Source organism: Streptomyces sp. 35G-GA-8 (assembly GCF_023534745.1).
In the GTDB taxonomy this organism is placed as follows: domain Bacteria; phylum Actinomycetota; class Actinomycetes; order Streptomycetales; family Streptomycetaceae; genus Streptomyces.
On record NZ_JAMHJQ010000021.1, the window covers coordinates 1 to 14,156 of the forward strand.

General features: G+C 69.7%; 10 protein-coding genes and 1 pseudogene. 3 read left to right on the forward strand and 8 right to left on the reverse strand.

The features are described 5' to 3' along the window. Positions 1–105: pseudogene (locus M1203_RS34415) on the forward strand (ATP-binding protein); the annotation flags it as partial. A gap of 91 nt (positions 106–196) precedes the next feature. Here M1203_RS34415 and M1203_RS34420 read toward each other — a convergent pair. From M1203_RS34420 to M1203_RS34435, 4 genes are all read right to left on the reverse strand, one after another. After that, positions 197–400, reverse strand: a complete 204-nt coding sequence (locus M1203_RS34420; RefSeq protein WP_249953779.1) for an acyl-CoA carboxylase subunit epsilon — start codon at positions 398–400, stop codon at positions 197–199. A 45-nt stretch (positions 401–445) separates the two neighbouring features. Continuing rightward, positions 446–2,029, reverse strand: coding sequence for an acyl-CoA carboxylase subunit beta (locus tag M1203_RS34425; protein ID WP_249953780.1), 1,584 nt, complete (start codon positions 2,027–2,029; stop codon positions 446–448). Positions 2,030–2,180: 151 nt separating this feature from the next. Beyond that, the gene (locus M1203_RS34430; RefSeq protein ID WP_249953866.1) at positions 2,181–4,529 is read right to left on the reverse strand and encodes a polysaccharide lyase 8 family protein; all 2,349 of its coding nucleotides are present in this window, start codon (positions 4,527–4,529) and stop codon (positions 2,181–2,183) included. Positions 4,530–4,674: 145 nt separating this feature from the next. Next, positions 4,675–5,184, reverse strand: coding sequence for a hypothetical protein (locus tag M1203_RS34435; protein WP_249953781.1), 510 nt, complete (start codon positions 5,182–5,184; stop codon positions 4,675–4,677). Between the two features lie 248 nt (positions 5,185–5,432). Here M1203_RS34435 and M1203_RS34440 point away from each other — a divergent pair, with 248 nt between their 5' ends. After that, positions 5,433–6,041, forward strand: coding sequence for a YceI family protein (locus M1203_RS34440; protein WP_249953782.1), 609 nt, complete (start codon positions 5,433–5,435; stop codon positions 6,039–6,041). 89 nt (positions 6,042–6,130) lie between these two features. Here M1203_RS34440 and M1203_RS34445 read toward each other — a convergent pair whose 3' ends face one another. Both M1203_RS34445 and M1203_RS34450 read right to left on the reverse strand, forming a co-directional pair. Then, the gene (locus M1203_RS34445) at positions 6,131–7,501 is read right to left on the reverse strand and encodes a hypothetical protein (RefSeq protein WP_249953783.1); all 1,371 of its coding nucleotides are present in this window, start codon (positions 7,499–7,501) and stop codon (positions 6,131–6,133) included. Positions 7,502–7,604: 103 nt separating this feature from the next. After that, positions 7,605–8,585, reverse strand: a complete 981-nt coding sequence (locus tag M1203_RS34450) for a LacI family DNA-binding transcriptional regulator (RefSeq protein WP_249953784.1) — start codon at positions 8,583–8,585, stop codon at positions 7,605–7,607. A gap of 299 nt (positions 8,586–8,884) precedes the next feature. On the opposite strand from M1203_RS34450, the gene M1203_RS34455 reads away from it, so the two are divergent. After that, positions 8,885–10,774 carry a ricin-type beta-trefoil lectin domain protein gene (locus tag M1203_RS34455; protein ID WP_249953785.1) on the forward strand — a complete coding sequence of 630 codons (1,890 nt, stop codon included), beginning with the start codon at positions 8,885–8,887 and terminating at the stop codon, positions 10,772–10,774. A 62-nt stretch (positions 10,775–10,836) separates the two neighbouring features. Here the strand turns inward: M1203_RS34455 and cimA are convergent, their stop codons facing one another. Further along, the gene (cimA, locus tag M1203_RS34460; RefSeq protein WP_249953786.1) at positions 10,837–12,453 is read right to left on the reverse strand and encodes a citramalate synthase; all 1,617 of its coding nucleotides are present in this window, start codon (positions 12,451–12,453) and stop codon (positions 10,837–10,839) included. A gap of 438 nt (positions 12,454–12,891) precedes the next feature. Continuing rightward, positions 12,892–13,980: a branched-chain amino acid aminotransferase gene (locus M1203_RS34465; RefSeq protein WP_249953787.1), complete on the reverse strand. Its 1,089-nt coding sequence runs from the start codon at positions 13,978–13,980 to the stop codon at positions 12,892–12,894. Positions 13,981–14,156 lie beyond the last annotated feature (176 nt).

Here is a 14,156-nt window from a genome sequence, read left to right on the forward strand (position 1 = left end):
GGCCCCGACACCCCCATCATCACCACCGACGCCCGCCACCGCGCCGACGCCAAAAGCGGACTCATCACCCTCGTCGAACACGCCCTCATGGCCCGACTCCGGTAACCATGACGGTCATACGAAGGCCCCCGCACTCCGGAGAGTGCGGGGGCCTTCGTCGGTGCCGTGTGTCAGCGCCGTGTGCTACGGGGTGGGCTCAGCCCTGCCAGCTGTGGGGGGCGCGGAAGCCGGGCGTGCGCTCCAGACGGCGCCAGCCGGCGGTGGAGCGGCCCCGGTGGGAGGGGGCCTCGGGCTGCGCGGCGGCACGGGCCATCAGTACCGCCGTGATGGCGGCCAGCTCCTCGGGGCCGGCCTGGCCCTTCTCGACGCGCAGCAGGGATTCGTTCGTGGGATCGCTCATGGAGTCGTGTCTCCGTCTTCTCGGCGGGAGGGCGCGGGCCGCGGGCTACTGCGGGGGGTTGCCGTGCTTGCGGGACGGCAGGTCGGCATGCTTGGTGCGGAGCATCGCGAGCGCGCTGGCGAGCACCTCACGGGTCTCCGCGGGGTCGATGACGTCGTCGACCAGTCCGCGCTCCGCCGCGTAGTAGGGATGCATCAGCTCGGCCTTGTACTCCTTGACCATGCGGGCTCGCATGGCCTCGGAGTCCTCGGCTTCGGCGATCTGCTTGCGGAAGATGACGTTGGCGGCACCTTCGGCGCCCATCACCGCGATCTCGTTGGTCGGCCAGGCGTAGGTGAGGTCGGCTCCGATGGACTGGGAGTCCATCACGATGTAGGCCCCTCCGTACGCCTTGCGCAGGATCAGCGAGATCCTCGGCACGGTGGCGTTGCAGTAGGCGTACAGGAGCTTGGCACCGTGCCGGATGATCCCGCCATGCTCCTGGTCGACGCCCGGCAGGAAGCCGGGGACATCCAGCAGCGTGACAATGGGGATATTGAAAGCGTCGCACATCTGGACAAAGCGCGCAGCTTTCTCCGATGCCTCGATGTCCAGGACCCCGGCGAGCGACTGCGGCTGGTTGGCGACGATGCCGATGACCTGACCGTCGAGTCGCGCCAGAGCGCAGATGATGTTACGGGCCCACCGCTCGTGGATCTCCAGGAAGTCGCCCTCGTCGACGAGTTCCTCGATGACCTTGTGCATGTCGTACGGGCGGTTGCCGTCCGCGGGGACCAGATCGAGCAGCACGTCGGAGCGGCGGTCCGCCGGGTCCTCGGAGGCGACCGTGGGCGGGTTCTCCCGGTTGTTCTGCGGAAGCATCGACAGGAGGTAGCGCACCTCGGCGATGCAGGTCTCCTCGTCGTCGTACGCGAAGTGCGCGACACCCGAGGTCTCGGCGTGCACATCGGCGCCGCCGAGGCCGTTCTGGGTGATCTCCTCGCCGGTGACGGCCTTGACCACATCGGGGCCCGTGATGAACATCTGCGAGGTCTCACGGACCATGAAGACGAAGTCGGTGAGCGCCGGGCTGTAGGCGGCGCCGCCCGCGCACGGCCCGAGCATCACGCTGATCTGCGGGATGACACCGGAGGCGCGGGTGTTGCGCTGGAAGATCCCGCCGTAGCCGGCGAGCGCGGAGACACCCTCCTGGATCCGGGCGCCCGCGCCGTCGTTCAGCGAGACCAGGGGCGCGCCGGCCGAGATGGCCATGTCCATGATCTTGTGGATCTTGGTGGCGTGGGCCTCGCCGAGGGCGCCGCCGAAGATCCTGAAGTCGTGCGCGTACACGAAGACCGTACGGCCCTCGACCGTGCCCCAGCCGGTGATGACACCGTCGGTGTACGGCTTCTTGGCCTCCAGGCCGAAGCCGCTGGCGCGGTGCCTGCGCAGCTGCTCGACCTCCTGGAACGACCCCTCGTCAAGCAGCAGCTCGATACGCTCCCGAGCGGTCAGCTTGCCCTTCGCGCGCTGTGCCTCGGTCGCCCGTTCGCTCGGCCCGCGACGGGCCTCCTCGCGCAGGGCGTGCAATTCGGCCACACGGCCCCGGGCGTCTACGGGCTCGCCCTGCGTCTCGTCCACTACGGTCATGTCCCAACCCTACGAAGAGCACCAAGGAATCGCGCCGTAGACTCCACACAGTCTCGCGGCGGTATTCCTGGTGGGCCTGGACAGAACCCGGCCCGATGCGGGGTTCCTGAACAGCAAGCTACCCCCGGCTCTTGTGGGATTCCCCTAGATGTCAGCGCACGGCAAACTCACAGCGGTGGCTCGCGCCGGCTGTTCCCGGAGTGATCCTCAGCCGTACGCCACGGCCCGCCGCGAGCACCTCGACGGCCGGGTCCCGGCCGGTGACCCGCCGTACCGGCCGGTCCCAGAGGATCTCCAGCGGCTCCCCGTCGCGGGTGGGAGCGCTCGCGAGGAGCACCGCCGTACGGCCGCGGACCACGACGAGCACGCTCGCGGGAGCGGACGCGGTGAGCGGCCCGGCCGTCCCCGGCTGCCAGAAGTTCGCGGCGGTACAGCCGAGCGAGCGGATCTCCACCGCCTGGAGGGCCGCCGTATTGGCGAGGATCCTGAGCCAGTGACGGTCGGCGGCGCGGCCCGCCACGGTACGCCGGGAGGCGCCGGGCAGCAGCAGATAGGCGTACGAGGCGTCCACCGGATCGATGCCGTGGTCCAGCCAGAGAGTCCGATAACGGCGGGTACGCCGTTCGGTGGAACTGGTGGTGTTGATATCGCTCCAGGCGCCGGTGCGCGCCTCCGCGAGAGTCCGTACGCCGGCGCCGCCGGGGAAGACCCAGCCCCCGTGGCCTTCCAGATGGGCCCAGCGGGGGCGTGGCCCGTCGTCGAGCGTGAAGGCGTCGGCGCCGTTCTCGCCGAGGTTGCGGTTGTCCACGACCGTCTCGGCCGGCACCCCGTCCGTGGCGGTGATCCCGGCGCCCAGACAGATGACGGCGTCGGCCGCGAAGAACCAGGACTTGCGTGCTTCGAGGGTGGAGCCGAGCCCCTTGAGATGCTGGCCCACGGCGGCGAACTCCCCGTCGGTCGCGCCGCCGACCCACCGTACGGCCGGTTTGGGGGCGCCCCACTCGCCGCCGGCCCGGTCCGCGAGCCGTTTGGTGGAGACCGTCGTACCGGGCAGCCGGTACGGGTCGACCGTGGGCCAGAACCAGTCGGTGTACTGGTCATTGCCCCGGTCCGCGCCCCACCAATAGAGCATTCCGGCGCCGGTGTGCCAGCCGCGTGGATTCTCGCCGTTGCCGCACTCGTAGTACGTGATCCGGTCCGAGGCCATGGAGAGCGCGGCGGCCCAGCCGGGCCGCCGGTGCACGGCGCGGTCCATCGCCGTGAAGAGCGTATGGCCGACCGGCTCGGGGGCGGCGGGGACGGCCGAGGCGGCGACGGCGCCCAGCCGGGCGAGATCGGCGACGTCGAACTGGCGGGCGGTGAGGATCGGTGAGAACGTGTCCCGCTCGATCCACCCCTTGACCCGGGCGATCCATCGGTCGCGCTCGGCCGGGGAGGCGCCGCCCGCGAGCAGGGGGATGGCCGCGATCAGTCCCTGGCCATGGAAGTGGTCGCTTCGCAGCACCCCCTGGTCGTCGCTCTTGAGGTAACCGCGGCTGATGGCCCGGCCGTTGACGCCGTCCATCATCAGTCCGTTGTAGATCAGCGGGGCGTAGGCGCGCTCCACGCTGTCGAGGATGATCTGCCGCGCGGGGTCGGTGACGGCCCAGGTGGAGCCGGCGAGCAGGGTGAACAGCCGGCCGAGCCCGTCCAGCATGACCTGTCCGTAGGTACCGGAGTAGGCGACCCAGGTGTGCTGGATGAAGGAGCCGTCGGCGTAGAGACCGTCGCCCTTCGTGACATACGGGAAGACGGGCGAGAGCGCGTCACGGGCGAGGGCGAGCTTGGCCGGGGCCCGGCCGAGCACCCCGCGCAGGGCCACGGAGCGGCAGAGGTCGACCCGGTTGGCGCCGGTGCTGGTGCCGGAGTAGTCGGCGAGCAGCCGGTCGGGGACGAAGTGGTCGACGGCGGCGCAGGCGGCGGCCCGCTGCTCCTCGGTGAGGTGGTCGTACAGAACGGCCACGAGATCCATGAGCAGCCGCGGGGAGCCGATCTGCCACTCCCACCAGTTGCCGTACGGAGTGGTCGCGGGGCGGTAGACGGTGGCGGCGAGATGATCGAGACCTCGCAGGACGTCGGCGAGGAGCGCCATGTCGCCCGAGAGGCCGGTGCCCGGCTGGGAGAACGCCTGGGCCATGGTCCACAGCCGGCTGTAGCTCTGGGTGATTCCGGCGGGTGGATCGAAGGGATGGTCCGGCCAGAGGGAGGCGGCGGCCGGGGCCATCGATCGCCGGAAGCGCGCGGCGAGTTCGCCGGTCCGCGCGAGCCGGGAGGCGTACGGCTCGACGGCCGGGTCGTAGTCCGTGCCGAGCTGGAGATCCACCCAGCGCCGCCGCAGTTCCTCGAACTCGTCGGCGGCGGCGCGCTGTCGGGCGGCGGCCGGGCGGGAGAACGGAAGCGGGAGCGCGAGGGCGCCCGCGCCCGTGGCGGTCAGAAAGGCGCGACGGGACCAGGCGGACAGCGGCGACACGGAGACCCCCGTGATCGGAAGTGGCGTAGACCGGCTGGTGGTTGGTTTAGCACCGCGCTCGAAGGCTTGCAACGGTGCCCCGCCCTCCCATGCCGGGAAGGCGGGGCACCGTCGTGTCCGAGGACCGCCAACGGCGTCAGCAGCCGCCGCAGTTGTAGAACGTCACATCCCAGTGGTTGCCCTCGTCGGCGTAGATGTTGCCGGCGCCGGACTGCCACTGCGGGGCGCCGTCGCCGCGCACCCCGATGTACGTGAAGGTGTTCTTGACGTAGTTGTTGACGCAGGTGGCCTTGCCGAAGTCCAGCTTGTAGCCGTTCCAGTGCGAGTACGTGCCGCCCGCGTGGCCGGTCTCCGTACCACCGGTGATGTTGAGACCGCAGCCGCTGGCGCTCCTCAGGGTCTGCGCCCCCTTGGCCGTGTCCAGGTTGAGCTGGTCGAACGACGTACAGGTCGGGTTGTTGCGGTCGGAGCAGCCGCCGGACGAGGACCAGGTGATCCCGGACGAGCGGAACATCGAGGTCGCGGTGGCGTGGGTGATCTTGGTGGCGGCCTGGGCATCGGTGGCCGTGCTGAGGACACCGAAGCCGGGGGCGAAGAGCGCGCCGAGCACAAGGGCGAGCGCGCTGATGACCGAGCGGATTCTCATGGGGGGATTCCCTCTCCTGCTGAAGACCGTGGAGCCGATTGGTGCCGATGGGCGGTGGGGCCAATGGGGCGGTGGGGCAGGTGGAACAGGGAGATCGTGCCCGATGTCTACGCGCGTCCGCCAGAGGGCGACGCGTTCAATCGGCCTCGATCGGGTGACATTGTTGAAATCCGAACCAGACCCGTCTATGGTGATGCTCGTTGAAGGTTAAACAACCGCCCCGCGCCACCACTTTCTCAGGAGCAACCATGGGACTCTTCGGCCGCACCAACGACTCCGCCCAGGCCTCGGCCGCCACCGCCACGGTGGACCCGGCGCTCGCCGCGCTGACCGGCGAATACACCATCGACCCGGCGCACAGCACGATCAGCTTCACCGTCCGGCACGCGATGGTCACCAACGTCCGGGGCGCCTTCACCGAGCACGAGGGTTCGCTGAGCCTGGACGGTACGAACCCGGCGGCCTCCTCGGCGTCGATCGACGTATCCATCGCGAGTGTCGACACCGGCATGGCGGACCGCGACGGTCATCTGCGCAGCGCCGACTTCTTCGACGCCGAGACGTTCCCGAAGATGTCCTTCCGCTCCACCTCGGTCGAGCAGCTGGACACGGAGACCTACCGGCTCATCGGTGACCTCACCATCAAGGACGTCACCCGACCGCTCACCATCGACCTGGAGTTCAACGGCTCGGCCACCGACCCGTACGGCAACGAGCGCGTCGGCTTCGAGGGCAGCGCCACGATCCTGCGCTCCGAGTGGGGTCTGACCTGGAACGCCGCCCTGGAGACCGGCGGTGTGATGGTCAGCGACAAGGTCAAGCTGAGCTTCGACATCTCCGCGATCAAGAAGGCCTGACCCACAGCGGGACAGGCACCGGATTCTCAGCGGTGCGGGCACCGGGTTCCAGAAGCACTGGACGAGTAAGTCCGAAGTCTCGTCCAGGTCTAGAACCCGCCACCGCCGCCGAAGTCCCCTCCCCCGCCGAAGCCTCCGCCGCCGAAGTCGCCCGGGTCGAAGTCCGAGCCCGAGTAGTCTCCGCCGCTGAAGCCGGACAGGTCACCGCCGCCGAAGTCCGCGGCGTAGGCGGGGGTCGCCATCATCGAGCCGAGCATCGTGCCGACCAGCAGTCCCGGCAGCAGCCCGCCGCCGAAGTAGCCGCCGGCCCACGGCCCGTACGCCGGTCCGGCCTCCCAGTAGGGGCGGGGGCCGTGCTCGGTCTGCACCGTACGGGTCTCCGGGTCCGTGCCGTCCGCCAGCCGGGCGGCGTCGGCCGCGCAGACCGGGACCGTACGCGGGACACCGGCGGGCGGTGCCCACTCCGCGTCCGTCGTGGAGGGGCCGTGCCGGGGGTCGAAGAAGCACGGCGAACGGCGCTCGGGAAGCGGCGCGCCCGTCCTGCGCGCGGCGAGCGTGGCCAGCGCGAACCGGCCGTCCTCCAGCGCCTCGGTCACCCCGCGTACGTCCTCGGGCCGTTCCGCCGCGCCCATCAGGGACTTGGCCTTCTCGTACGAGTCCAGGGAGCGTTCGTAGTCCCCGCGCATCGCGTCGTCGGCGCCCGGCTCGCCGGGGTGGAAGTCCAGCCGGTCCAGCTCCTCGCCGAAGGCGGTGATGTCCTCGTCCACGACGACCCGCAGCTTCTCCAGCGCCTCGCGGGTGCGTTCGGCGCGCTTGCGGCGGTTGGCGCGCGCCACCGCGTACGCGCCCGCGCCGCCCACCACGATCACCGAGCCGAGGACGATCAGCCCGGTGGACGAGCCGCCGGCGCCGCCCGGTCCCGACCCCGTGTCCCAGGAGGCCGGGGCCTGGCCCCGGGTCTGCGGAAGGGCCTGGTCGACGAAGTTGTTCAGCTCGGTCGCGGCGTCGACCGGGCCGCCCGCCTTGACCGCGTCCGTGAGATTGCGGACGGCCTGGCTGGGCAGCACCGCGGAGTCGGCGCCCGCGTTGAACCGGTCACCGAGACGGATGGCGTACAGCCCCGTCACGCCGGTCTCGGCCCGTACGGTCCTCAGCACGGACGAGGCCGGGAACTCGGCGGTGGCCGGCAGGACCGCCACGAAGAGGGGTTTGTCCGCGTCCTTGATCTTCTTCGCCAGAGCCTCGGCCTCCGACGCCGAAAGCTGTCCCGTGGCCCGTGGGTCCACGTAGACCGGCCCCTTCTTGAGGGCCGCGGCCACCGCCTCGGGGCCGGTGGCCGCGGACACGTTGGTGGGCGTTGGCGCATCGGGGGCCGCCCACGCGCCCGGCGCCACCAGGAAGGCCGCGGCGAGGAAGGCGAGAAGCAGTCCGGACAGCAGGGAAATCGGCCTCGTCCTCATACCTATTGACGCTACCCGAAGTACGGCCAAACCGGACGGGCGAAGGAGGGGTGAAGGAGGGCGGCAGGGCGAGCGGAAGGCGGGCGGGGCACGGGACGGAGACCTACGGAGCCGACTCCCGGACGATGATCTCGGTGGGCAGGACAACCGGCTCGCCGAGGCCGGGCGATGTCCCGGCGAGATGTCCGAGCAGCAGCCGTGCCGCCGTCTCGCCCATCCGCCGGGTGGGCTGGCGGACGGTGGTCAGCGGCGGCTCCGTGTGCCGGGCCAGCGGGATGTCGTCGAAGCCGACCACCGCGACATCGTCGGGGACCGTGCGCCCCGCCGCCCGCAGGGCCCGCAGCGCGCCGGCCGCGCTGATGTCGTTGTGCGCGAACACGGAGTCGAAGCGGACCTCGTTGGTGAGCAGCTTCTCCACCGCGAGCCGTCCCGACAGCTCGGTGAAGTCCCCCACCATGACGAGATCGGTGGGCAGGACCTCACGGAAGCCCCTGAGCCGTTCGCGTACACAGCCGAAGTGCGCGGGTCCGGTGATCACCAGCGGTCTGCCGCGCCCGCCGGCCAGCAGATGGCGGGCCGCGGAGGCGCCGCCCTCGTGGTTGGTGGTCATCACGGACGGAAAGCCCTCGGGGCGGCTGCCCCGGTCGTCGATCAGTACGACGGGCAGCCCCTTGCGGTGCAGCCCGATGATGGTGTCGAGGGTGTTCTCCGGCTCCACGACGAGCAGTCCGTCGAAGGCGCGGGCCGAGACCTGGGTGACGAAGTGCTCCACCGATTCGGGGCCGCGGTTGCAGGTGAAGAGCAGCAGGCCGTAACCGGCCGCCTCGACGGTGTCCACGACCCCCTGAAGGACCTCGCCCATCCAGGGCCAGCTCAGCGCCGGCACCAGCATGCCGATCGTATGGCCCCGGCCGCGGGCCAGTCCGACGGCGCCCGAGCTCGGTACGTAACCGAGCCGGGCGATCACGGCCCGGACGCGGGCGGCCGTGCCCCGGTCGACTTCACCTTTGGTATTGATCACCCGCGACACGGTCGTCTTGCTGACCCCGGCCTCCCGGGCGACATCGGCGATGGTGACACGCATCGTGGCCTCCCCGAAGAGGTGGGGAACCGGTCGCGGCCCCTGGGCCGGAACCGGTCCCGGAACCGGTACCGGTGCTCGGCGGTGAGTTAACCGGCGCCCAGGAGCGCCGTCAACACTTCACGCCGAGATTGGTCCGAACCTTTGTTACCTAGCAGACCGACCGCAGGTCAGAGACGGCGCAGGGGTGTTGAGCGTTCAGTTCCTGAATACGCGGCCTCTTGACGGGGGTTCGTAACGGCAGTTCACTCACGCCGCACGGCTCCACCCCCCACGCACTGCCGATGAAGGGCAGCAGACTTATGTCGAGATCGACTGGCAGCGGGCGGCGGCTGACGAGGGTGCTCCTCGCGGGCGCCCTGACCACCGCCGGACTCACCGGCCTCTCCGCCGGTACGGCGCACGCCGCGGGCGAGCAGGTCAATATCTGGCTGACGACCACCGACGACAGCGGAGGACGCCATGTCACCCGCGGTCTCCAGCAGCAGACCCCCGTCAACTTCCAGCCGGGCAACGGCGGCAGCGGTACGAACGTCAGCGTCGACGAGGGCACCCGTTATCAGACCTTCACGGGCGGCGGCGCCTCCTTCACGGACACCGCGGCCTGGCTGATGAAGGGCAGCGGCGCGCTCTCCCAGGCGACCCGTGACGACACGATGAGGAAGCTCTTCTCCCCCACCGAAGGCATCGGGCTCTCCTTCATCCGCAACCCCATGGGCGGTTCCGACCTCGCGCGCTTCGGCTACACGTACAACGACCTGCCGGCGGGCCAGACCGATCCCACCCTCGCGCGGTTCTCCCTCGCGCACGATCTGGCCGATGTGCTGCCGCTGACCAAGCAGGCCAAGCAGCTCAACCCGGCGCTGACGACCATGGCCTCGCCCTGGACGGCGCCGGCCTGGATGAAGGACAGCGGTCAGCTCAACGGCGGCTGGCTGAAGGCCGAGAACTACGGCACCTACGCCGACTACTTCGTGAAGTATCTCCAGGCCTATCGCGACCAGGGCATCCCGGTCGACTATGTCTCGGCGCAGAACGAGCCGACCTGCTGCGCCGGTTATCCGTCGATGAGCTGGAACGCCTCGGGTCTCGCGTACTTCACCAAGAACGAACTGCTGCCCAAGCTCCAGAGCGCGGGACTGTCCGCCAAGGTGCTGGCGCACGACTGGAACTGGGACACCTACGACGCGTACGCGGCCGAGACCGTGAACGACGCGGCCATCCGCAACCACCCCAACTTCGGTGGCGTCGCCTGGCACGGCTACGGCGGCAACGTCCAGAAGCAGACGGACGTCCACAACCAGTATCCGCAGCTGAACGCCTTCCAGACCGAGCACTCGGGCGGCACCTGGATCGCCAATCAGCAGCGCGAGGACATGTCGAACATCATCGACTACACCCGTAACTGGGCGAAGTCGGTGACCAAGTGGTCGCTCGCGGTGGATCAGAACCGGGGGCCGCACAACGGCGGCTGCGGCACCTGCGACGGGCTGATCACGGTCCACAACGGTGACGGCAGGCACGGCCAGGTCGACTACACCATCGAGTACTACACGATGGGCCATCTGACGAAGTTCGTGAAGCCCGGCGCGGAGCGCATCGCCTCCACCGCCAGCACCACGGTGCCCAATGTGGCCTGGCGCAACCCGGACGGCTCCAAGGCGCTGATCGCGTACAACGACGCGTCGGCCGCGCGCGAGCTGCGGGTCAACTGGGGCGGGCAGAACTTCAGTTACTCCCTGCCCGGCAAGACGTCGGCGACCTTCACCTGGTCCGGCACCCAGTCCGGCGGTGGCGGCACCGGCACCTCGGGCACCTTCGTCGGGCTCGCCGGCAAGTGCCTGGACGTCGCGGGCGGCGCGAGCGCCAATGGGACGGCCGTCCAGCTCTACGACTGCAACGGCTCGACGGCCCAGCGCTGGACGGTCGGCACGGACTCGACGATCAGGTCCCTGGGCAAGTGCCTGGATGTGACGTCGGCGTCGACGGCGAACGGCGCCAAGGTGCAGTTGTACGACTGCAACGGGAGCGGTGCCCAGCAGTGGTCGTACAACGCCGGGACCGGTGACATCGTCAACACCGCGGCGGACAAGTGCCTCGATGTGACGGACAATTCCTCGGCCAACGGCGCGCGCGCCCAGATCTGGACCTGCACCGGAGCCGCCAACCAGAAGTGGCGGCTCCAGAGCTAGTCCCCCACCCGGCAACAGGTCGTGTCGATTCAGTGGCCGGGGCGACCGCGCGGAGTGGGTGACTACTCCGCCGGTTCGACCCCGGCCCGCAGCAGTCCGTACGTATACGCGTCCTCCAGCGCCTGCCAGGAGGCCGCGATCACATTCTCGGCGACCCCGACCGTGGACCAGTCGCCGACCCCGTCCCCCGTGGTGATCAGCACGCGCGTGGTGGACTCCGTACCGTGCCTGCCTTCCAGGATGCGGACCTTGTAGTCCACCAGCTCCAGCTTGGCCAGCTGCGGATAGATCCGCTCCAGGCCGACCCGCATGGCCCGGTCCAGGGCGTTGACCGGGCCGTTTCCCTCGGCGGTGGCGACGATCCGCTCGCCCTTGGCCCACAGCTTCACGGTGGCCTCGTTGGCGTGCGTCCCGTCGGGCCGGTCCTCGACGATCGCGCGCCAGGACTCCGTACGGAAGTAGTTACGGGGCCGGCCCTCGACCTCCTCGCGCAGCATCAGCTCGAACGACGCGTCGGCCGCCTCGTAGGTGTACCCCTTGAGCTCGCGCTCCTTGACCCGGCCCACGACCCGGCCGACCAAGTCGCGGTCGCCGCTGAGGTCGATGCCCAGCTCCCGCCCCTTCAGCTCGATGGAGGCGCGGCCCGCCATGTCGGAGACGAGCATCCGCATGGTGTTTCCGACCCGTTCGGGGTCGATGTGCTGGTACAGGTCGGGATCGACCTTGATCGCGGAGGCGTGAAGTCCACCCTTGTGGGCGAACGCGGAGACGCCGACATACGGCTGATGGGTGGAGGGGGCGAGATTGACGATCTCCGCGATGGCATGCGAGATCCGGGTCATCTCGGCGAGCGCGCCCGCGGGCAGGACACGCTTGTCGTACTTCAGCTCCAGCGCGGCGACGACCGGGAAGAGGTTGGCGTTGCCGACGCGCTCGCCATAGCCGTTGGCGGTGCACTGGACATGGGTGGCGCCGGCGTCGACGGCGGCGAGGGTGTTGGCGACGGCGCAGCCGGTGTCGTCCTGGGCGTGGATACCGAGGCGGGCACCGGTGTCGGCGAGCACGGTGGTGACGACGGCCTGGATCTGGGCGGGCAGCATGCCGCCGTTGGTGTCACAGAGGACGACGACATCGGCGCCCGCTTCGGTGGCGGCCCGTACGACGGACTTGGCGTACTCGGGGTTGGCGCGGTAGCCGTCGAAGAAGTGCTCGCAGTCGACGAATACGCGGCGGCCCTGTTCGCGCAGGTAGGAGACCGTGTCGCGGACCATTTCGACGTTCTCGTCGAGGGTGGTGCGCAGCGCCAGTTCGACATGGCGGTCATGCGACTTGGCGACCAGGGTGACCACCGGCGCGCCGGATTCGACCAGCGCCTTGACCTGGGGGTCCTCCGCCGCCCTGGCGCCCGGCCTGCGGGTGGAACCGAACGCGACGAGCTGGGCGTTCTTGAAGTCGATCTCCTGCTGGGCGCGCGCGAAGAATTCGGTGTCCCGCGGGTTGGCGCCGGGCCAGCCGCCCTCGATGAAGCTCACGCCGAAGTCGTCCAGGTACCGTGCGATGGCCAGTTTGTCGGCGACGGTCAGATTGATGCCTTCACGCTGGGCGCCATCGCGCAGCGTCGTGTCGAAGACATGAAAACTGTCGTCTTTCCCCGTGGGTCCAGTGGACTCAGTGGTCATGGTGTGTAGCTCCTGTCGAGTGGAAGGACTGGCTCCACTTGCCCCCATCATCGCTCGCCTCATTTCCGGCGAGGGTGGGGGCCGGAAAATGAAAAAACCCCTCGCGGGTGCGAGAGGTCTGCGCGCGGGTCTGAGGCACGGTGGCCGCGCCGTACATGGTGGTACGAGGCGATCACTGCGGACCGGCGCGCTTGCTGCCGATAATCATGGCGAACGAGAGCACAGGCCGATTTTCGCATGCCTCCGGCTTTGAGGAAGGCCTGTCTCACGATGCGGTCGGGACAGATGAGCGGTGCGTGACGAAAGCGGGCCCCGGGACGTACGAAAACGGGCAGCGCGATATACGACGGGGGGGGCCGGACGGAGGCGCGGCGGAGGCCCGCGCCCGGGTTCGCTCCGGACGCGGGCCTCCGCGTTCGCCCTGGTGACAGCCGGCCGTCAGCCCAGCGGGTGCATCCAGCCGTGGGTGTCCGCCGTCCGGCCCGTCTGGATGTCCAGCAGGGCCTCGCGCAGCTTCATCGTGACCTCACCCGGGCGTCCGCCTGACTGGGTCCACTCGCCGCCTGTCGACTTGACCTCACCGACCGGGGTGATCACCGCGGCCGTACCGCACGCGAAGACCTCGGTGAGCGTGCCGTTCTCGGTGTCGCGGCGCCAGTCCTCCTTGGAGATCCGGCCCTCCTCGGAGCTGTAGCCGAGGTCGGCCGCGAGGCTCAGCAGCGAGTCACGGGTGACGCCCGCCAGCAGGGAGCCGGTCAGCTCGGGGGTGACGATGCGGTCGCCGTACACGAAGTACAGGTTCATCCCGCCCAGTTCCTCGACCCAGCGGTGCTCCACCGCGTCCAGGTAGACCACCTGCTCGCAGCCCTTCTCCGCCGCCTCCGCCTGGGCGAGCAAGGACGCCGCGTAGTTGCCACCGGTCTTGGCGAAGCCGATGCCGCCCGGCACCGCGCGAACGTAGTTCTCCGAGAGCCAGACCGAGACCGGCTTCACCCCGCCGGGGAAGTACGCGCCGGCGGGCGAGGCGATGACCAGGAACAGATACTCGTTCGCCGGCCGCACCCCGAGCCCGACCTCGGTGGCGATCATGAACGGGCGCAGATAGAGGGATTCCTCCCCGCCGTGCGCCGGCACCCATGCCCTGTCCTGCTGGACCAGCGCGTCGCACGCCGCGATGAAGGTCTCGACGGGGAGCTCCGGCATGGCGAGCCGGCGGGCCGAGACCCGGAACCGCTCGGCGTTGGACTCGGGCCGGAAGGTGGCGACCGATCCGTCGGGGCGACGGTAGGCCTTGAGCCCCTCGAAGATCTCCTGCGCGTAGTGCAGGGTCATGTTCGCCGGGTCGAGCGACAGGGGCCCGTACGGAATGAGCTGAGCGTCGTGCCAGCCGCGTCCCTCCGTCCACCGGATCGTCACCATGTTGTCGGTGAAGTGGCGGCCGAACCCCGGGTTGGCCAGGATCGCCTCGCGCTCCGCGTCGGACAGCGGGTTCGAGGAGGGCTTGAGTTCGATCGTGGGCGTGGTCATGAGTACTCGTCCTTCACCGGTTGATGTGACGGACCGCGTTCACGCCGCTACTGCTACTAGGACGTCCGAGCATTCCCGCATGCCGCGGCCCACGCCGATTATCGCGTGGGTGGGACGGTGCATGAAACGGGGTGAAAGCGGCCCTTGGATGATGGTGGCACCCGATGGCCGCAAAA

Excerpts from the sequence above, each read along its gene's own strand:
- M1203_RS34445 (WP_249953783.1), bottom strand. The coding sequence starts at position 7,501 with ATGAGGACGAGGCCGATTTCCCTGCTGTCCGGACTGCTTCTCGCCTTC.
- M1203_RS34440 (WP_249953782.1), top strand. The coding sequence starts at position 5,433 with ATGGGACTCTTCGGCCGCACCAACGACTCCGCCCAGGCCTCGGCCGCC.
- M1203_RS34465 (WP_249953787.1), bottom strand. The coding sequence starts at position 13,980 with ATGACCACGCCCACGATCGAACTCAAGCCCTCCTCGAACCCGCTGTCC.
- cimA (WP_249953786.1), bottom strand. The coding sequence starts at position 12,453 with ATGACCACTGAGTCCACTGGACCCACGGGGAAAGACGACAGTTTTCAT.
- M1203_RS34420 (WP_249953779.1), bottom strand. The coding sequence starts at position 400 with ATGAGCGATCCCACGAACGAATCCCTGCTGCGCGTCGAGAAGGGCCAG.
- M1203_RS34435 (WP_249953781.1), bottom strand. The coding sequence starts at position 5,184 with ATGAGAATCCGCTCGGTCATCAGCGCGCTCGCCCTTGTGCTCGGCGCG.
- M1203_RS34455 (WP_249953785.1), top strand. The coding sequence starts at position 8,885 with ATGTCGAGATCGACTGGCAGCGGGCGGCGGCTGACGAGGGTGCTCCTC.
- M1203_RS34425 (WP_249953780.1), bottom strand. The coding sequence starts at position 2,029 with ATGACCGTAGTGGACGAGACGCAGGGCGAGCCCGTAGACGCCCGGGGC.
- M1203_RS34450 (WP_249953784.1), bottom strand. The coding sequence starts at position 8,585 with ATGCGTGTCACCATCGCCGATGTCGCCCGGGAGGCCGGGGTCAGCAAG.